We start from the raw sequence: 5,710 nt of genomic DNA, 5'->3' as shown, positions 1-5,710 counted from the left end.
TTGTTGTCCTCCGTCACGCCCAGGCCCCAGGTATTATTGCTGCTCTTGCCCAGATACGATAACTCAGAGCCCTCGATGGGAAACCGAAAAATGCCCATTGGGAAACGCATCTTCTGTCCATTGACGGTTCCGTTGAAGCCCGAGTAGCCGACTGTTCCCCAGATTTTGTTATCAAAACCATAGATCAGGTTGGAAGGCCCGGAGTGGGTATCGCCCTTACCCCAGCCGTGGCTGAGTACTTTTGTCACATCGACCTTATCGTCGCCGTTGGTATCTTTCATGAAAAGAATGTCGGGGGCCATCGTCACGATGGCTCCGTCATTGGCCAGAATGATACTGGTCGGAATGTTGAGACCGTCAGCAAAGACCGTGAACTTGTCAGCCTTGCCGTCGCCGTCTGTGTCTTCGCAAATCTTGATACGGTCATTAGCTTCGCCATCGGTTTCTTTGAAGGTGTTTGGATAATCTACTGATTCTACGACCCACAGGCGTCCGCGTTCGTCCCAGGCCATCGCAATGGGATTGATGATGTCGGGGTCGGAAGCGAAAAGCTCTACCTTGAAGTCGGGAAGTACCTGCGTGAGTTTTTGCGATTCCGAGGCCGTGAGCGCCTCCTGCATCTTGGGGACGATATGCCGTTTGGTATAGGCGGCGATCGTGTCCGAATTATAGATATCTACGTCAGGGATATTCAGGGACGCAATCTGACTTTGCACCTGGTCGCCTAAGGCCCACATGACGCCATTACGTATCAAGTCCAGGAAGCCAATATTGGACCAAGTACGGTCTTCGTGGCCGTAAGCGGTGTAGAATACCCGGCCTTTGCCCTCGTTGCGTACCCAGGTGTAGGGGATGTTTTTCCCATCTTCTTCCCGCTCGGTCAGGACGGTCATGTCGGGATTGATGTTTTTCAAAACGTAAGTTTCATCCCAGGTCGTGAAAGGTTTGATTCCTTTCATCACCGGATGATTGGGTTTTGCGATTACCGCCGGAAAATCACCCGTTTTGTGGGAGGCGAATTGCCCGCCGATGGCTTTGATGTACCACTCAGAATTGAGGAAGCAGCCCGACGCCGAGTGCAACGGCACCAGGCCCTTACCGCTTTGCACAAAATCTTTTAAAGCACTTTCCTGCGCCGGAGAAATGACGTCGTGGTTAGCATAGATAATCAGCGCGTCGTACTTAGCCAGATTCTCGGGATTCAGATCGTTCAAATCCACGGTATAGGAAGTGTTAATTCCACTTTCGAACAATTTGATCGCCAGCCAGGGCGCGTACTTGCCCGAGTCGTGGTGCTTGCTGGTATTGCCCAGGAAAAGTACCTCGGCGCGGCGGCCTTCGATATTTTCAGAATTTTTCGACGCGGTATTATTTCCCAAAGAATTCATTTTACTCTGCGCACAGCCCAGCACCAGCAGCGCGGTAAAGGCGGCGATGAGGTGCGTCTTCACGAATCCATTCATGTATTTTATTTTTATTGGATTAAAGCTCATTGTTGTTAAAGCATCTTTATGGTGTGGGATACTGTTTAAAAAGCTGTAGGCCATAAGCTGTCGGCCGTAGGTTTCCTCGCCTATTGCTTATAGCCTACAGCCTACAGCTTCCTCAAATCACAACTGAATCTTCTCGACTTTGGAAAATACCATGTCCTCCACCTCCTTGATCTTCACACCAACGCGGGCGAAGACGAAATCCTGGGCGGGACTGACGGTGGGGACATCCACCGACAGGCTGAAATTGGTTTTTCCCTTCACGTCGGCCCCTTCCTTATTGGTGATGGCGATGTTGTTGGCACGAGCGACGAACTGCGTCCGGCTGATGATGAGCGACACGCGCTCGATGTCCTTGGCATCGACACCCGTAATGATTTTTTCCACGTCGAAGGTGGAACTAACCTTCTTCGGCTCTTTGGAAAACTTGGCGTTGCGGATCATATAGTAGGGCAGCACCTCGATGTCCACTTGCTGATCGCCGTTGAGGTTGACGAAAGTCGTGTCTTTGGCAGCGGCATCTTTCGTGATCGTCTTCCAGGGACCGTCGTTTTTTGTAAACACCAGTTTGTAGTTACCATTGAACAGCAGGGCCGAATAGGAGCCGTCCTGATCGATGACGGCGTCGATGGGCGCTAACTTGCCAAAACCCGGCTGCCAGAGTTGCAGCCGTACCTGATTGTACTCGACCCCGACGGGTTCGCCCTTATAGACGATGTTGCCCGTGAGCGAAGTTTTCGGCTCGGCGTAATTGTCCATTTGGCAGGAAGCAAAAAGCGTTGCCAGGCCCAGGATCGGAAGCGTTAATTTATAAATGGATTTCATAATAGCGTTTCATTTGAGGATGAACAATTATTGATTGGGATTGCGGACTAGCTTGGGGTTATTATTGATGATGTCATCAGGGATACCGAAGTAATACAATCCCAGCCCCCAGCGACTGGCACCCGTCACGCGGCTGAGTTTCTTTTCCTGATAAATCCACTTGCCATCGTTGGGCGTACCGGGCGCGAAAATCTTGTAGGGCCAAAGTGACCAGGGCTGCGTACGACTCTTAGTGGCCTTGCCAATATTGGAAGTCAGTTCGCTTACGGAATTGATTGGGTTGCCGTCGAAAATTTCCTGTCCAAGCCGCCACCGCTTAACGTCGAAGAAATCCAACCCTTCGAAGGCCAACTCGACCCGACGCTCGTGAACGATGCGGTCAAATGTGATCTCGGCGGGTGTGAGTGCTTTGGTCAGGCCAGCACGCTCGCGCACCTGATTCATATAGCCCGCAGCTTCGCTGGCGTTGCCAAGCTCAAACGAAGCCTCGGCGGCGTTGAGCAGTACTTCGGCGTAACGGTAGCGGATAAACCAAACTTCGCTCTGTGTGCCGCGTCGTCCTGACCCCACAATGGGATCCTGGTACTTACGAATGTAGAAACCCGTTTGGGCCGTAAATTCAAAGCCGTCGATCGGGCCGTCGAAACCCACTACCTGGCGGGGGACAGTCGTGCCGGGAAGCGTCTTTTGAGCGCCCCGGTCGTCACCGCTGATAATAGTGCCGTCAGGGATTCTAACGCCCGCGAAAATATCGACCGTACGGCCTTTAAACTGGGAACCTGGCAGCATCACGGTGCCCCCCAAGCGAGCGTCACGACCTTTGAATATGTCCAGTTGATTGTCATAAACGATCGGCGTACCCGAACCCGACGAAGTACCGGTGGGAATGGGAGCAAAGGTATTGTCGAGTTTTTCAAACGACTGTACCAAATTTAACGAAGGGTTGATGCGTCCACCCTCTTCTTCCTCCGCCCCGAAGCGAGGTTGGTTGGAAATCGTGAAGCCCAGCGTTTTAAACTTCAACTGAAAATCTTCCACAAAAATCACCTCCGGGTTGTTTGACTTATCGTAAAACAACTGCGCGAAGTTTTCCGACAAGTCGGGTTTCTTTTTGAAAAGCCCATAGGCACCAGCACTGCCGCTGATGATTTCCTTTGCCGCCCGTAGCGCTATGGTATAGTAGCCAGGAGCTTTGTCGGCGGAGATACCCACTTCGCCACCAGGCAGGGAAACGGTTGGTGTCTTGGTGCCATACTTCGCGAGAGAACCGGCGTAAAGCGCGGCCCGAGATTCCATCGCCAACGCAGCTCCCTTGGTTGCCCGAGATTTCTCACTCGCTGAAGATGGCAACTTGCTTTTGATCTCTTCGGCCTCCTTGATTACATAATCATAAACCTCGGACTCTTTGGCACGGGGAAACTGCAGGTACGAGGGATCACCGCTGAAATCGTAGGTAAGCGTTTCCAGAATCAGCGGTACCCCACCAAAACGTTTTACTAATTCGAAGTAGTAGGAGGCGCGCAAAAAACGACCCTCGGCCAGGAAGCGATCCTTCGAAGCCTGGGTGATCTTGTCGGCTGTCGAAATCTTTTCGATGAATTGATTAATATCACGGATGTACCCGTAATTCCAGAAATCATTAATGTTACCGATATTGGTAGCGAGGTTGAAAGGGACCCCGCTACCTTGGAATGCTCCGTACGAACCAGCACTGGACCAATAAGCCTCATTTAGGCCGGAGATAGATGACCAGTTCTCCGTAGTACCAAAGTCGTCGTAGCGATTATAAAGGTCTCCCAGTACGGACAAAATCACGTCATCGTTGGCGTACACCTGATCTTCCGTTAGCAAAGAGGAAGGTGGTCGATCCAGAAATTCCTGGTCGTTACAGCTCCAACTCACTGCGAGCAGAAACGTCATTATTGTATAGGTTATCTTTTTCATGTTGATTTGTTTATTTGTGGATTTGTTTAAAAGTTGAAGGGTTGAAGGGTTTAATAATAAAAAATTCAACCGTCAACTGTCCACTAGATTGAGAGGTTTACGCCGATGTTGATGAACTTGTTCTGCGGGTATTGCAAACCGTTGTCGTTGGCAATCTCGGGATCGGTGTTGAACTTCTTCGTGTTGTCGATCGAGAACAGGTTATAACCGTTGATATAGACCCGAGCGCGGGACATCTTCACTTTATCCAAAATATTTTTGGGCAGCGAATAGCCTAGCTCTAACGTCCGGGCGCGCAGATACTTGATGTTGTGCAGCCAGAAGTCCGAGTCGCGGTTATAGTTGCTGTGTCCTCCATCGTTGTAGCGCAGCGGCGGATACGTGCCGGGCGTCCAGGCGCTGTTGCGATCGAAGGGATCGGCCCGCCGCCAGCTATCGAGGAAGAGGCTGTTGAGCGCCCCGTCATTCTGGTAAGCCCAGCGCTGTTCCCATTTCTGATTCCAGGAATATAAACCCCCACCGGAGAAGTCGGCATTGAAGGTGAAGTTCTTCCAGGTCAGCGCAAAGTTCAAGCCCACGTTGATATTGGGTGAACCCTGCGTGGTGTAGCCGATGGGCCGCTGGTCGTAGCCGTTGATGGTTCCATCGCCATTGATGTCCTTATAAATAAGGTCACCCGGCAAAAGGGTACGGTTGCCCTGGCCATCGATGTTGACCGGATACTCGGCGATTTCCTGTTGCGTCTGGAATTGGCCGATCGTTTCGTAGCCCCAGAAAATATCCTTATAGCGGTTCTCGCGCGAGCTGCGGTACTGGTCCCATGAATTGTCGAAGATGGGTTTGTAAGACGACTCGAAGCGGCTGCGCGAGAAGGAGAAGTTGCCGCCGATCTGGTAGCCAAATTGCCCCGCCTTGTTATTATAGACCAGGGCGGTTTCCCAGCCCCGCTGCGAATCGCTGTTCACGTTTTCGTCGGGCAAGCTGTAGCCCAGTTCGTTGGGAACCTGCACGTCATATTTGCGGCCGCGTAATCCCGTCCGCTGGCGGTCGAAGTAATCGAACGACCCGGTAACCTTCGTGCCAAAGAGCGAGAAATCTGCTCCGATGTCCAGAATCTTACTTTTAAACCAGGTAATATTATCGACGATTTGGCCCTTGTTGCGGGAGGTGACGATGGAGTTGCCACTCAGGATGGCGTTGCCCTGATTATAGTTGTAGCCCGGCAAATAATCGTAGGGGCCGATGCCGATGTCGTCATCTCCCAAAATACCGTATGAGGCTCTCAATTTCAAATCATCGAGTACAGACCGTTCGCCGATAATGTTCTTGACGAACTGCTCATCCGAAATTCTCCAGCCGACAGAAGCTGAGGGGAAGAATCCCACGCGGCGATCTGGAGCAAATTTCCAGGAAGCATCGCGGCGGAAGGAACCTTCGAAGTAATAGCGGTT

3 protein-coding genes and 1 pseudogene are annotated in these 5,710 nt (G+C 51.6%); all 4 read right to left on the bottom strand.

Features of this window, described 5'->3' with window-relative positions; all coding sequences use genetic code 11:
* Positions 1 to 1,463: PVC-type heme-binding CxxCH protein (locus ACEW8P_RS26650; protein ID WP_373516100.1), on the bottom strand; the 1,463-nt coding region annotated here is incomplete at its 3' end.
* A 147-nt stretch (positions 1,464 to 1,610) separates the two neighbouring features.
* Positions 1,611 to 2,315, bottom strand: a complete 705-nt coding sequence (locus ACEW8P_RS26645) for a DUF3823 domain-containing protein (RefSeq protein ID WP_373516099.1) — start codon at positions 2,313 to 2,315, stop codon at positions 1,611 to 1,613.
* Positions 2,316 to 2,342: 27 nt separating this feature from the next.
* On the bottom strand, positions 2,343 to 4,259 hold the full coding sequence (locus tag ACEW8P_RS26640; RefSeq protein ID WP_373516098.1) for a RagB/SusD family nutrient uptake outer membrane protein: 1,917 nt from the start codon (positions 4,257 to 4,259) through the stop codon (positions 2,343 to 2,345).
* Between the two features lie 83 nt (positions 4,260 to 4,342).
* Positions 4,343 to 5,710, bottom strand: a pseudogene (locus tag ACEW8P_RS26635) (SusC/RagA family TonB-linked outer membrane protein); the annotation flags it as partial.

The organism is Persicitalea sp. (assembly GCF_041751555.1).
Lineage (GTDB): Bacteria > Bacteroidota > Bacteroidia > Cytophagales > Spirosomataceae > Persicitalea.
Note: the sequence above shows the minus strand (reverse complement) of the source record. Positions and strands in the feature narration are given on the sequence as shown.